A 405-nucleotide genomic window follows, 5' to 3' on the forward strand; every position below is an offset into this window, starting at 1 on the left:
ACTTTATGCGTAATAACTGCTTTATCAATTCCTTTAATCTTCACATAAGTTTCATCATAACGTTTAACACAATGAGCATTCTACTTTAATGAATCGGGTATTAAAGCCACATTATAATTCTGGGAAAAAATTTTAAACGGAAGAATAAAAAGAAAAATCAAAACCCATTTCATAAATATTATTTTATTTTTTTAAACACAATTTGCTCTGATTGTTTTTTAATGATAAATGCGTAGAAATCTCTTATCGAATCATAGTCTTCGGGCAAAAAAATTGTTTTGTTAATTTTTAATTTGGCTCTGATGCTAATATTTTCATTATCAGACGAAACAATATACTCAAATAACCCATCTGCTTCATTAAGTTTAACTCTAACAGATGCAGGCAATTCATCAATTTTAAAAC

1 protein-coding gene is annotated in these 405 nt (G+C 26.9%); it reads right to left on the reverse strand.

Going from position 1 to position 405, the window contains the following annotated elements:
* Positions 1-178 precede the first annotated feature (178 nt).
* The coding region (locus tag D7X55_RS45245) for a hypothetical protein (protein ID WP_233610485.1) at positions 179-405 on the reverse strand (227 nt) is incomplete at its 5' end.

This window comes from Corallococcus sp. AB049A, assembly GCF_003668885.1.
Taxonomy (GTDB): Bacteria; Myxococcota; Myxococcia; order Myxococcales; family Myxococcaceae; genus Corallococcus; species Corallococcus interemptor.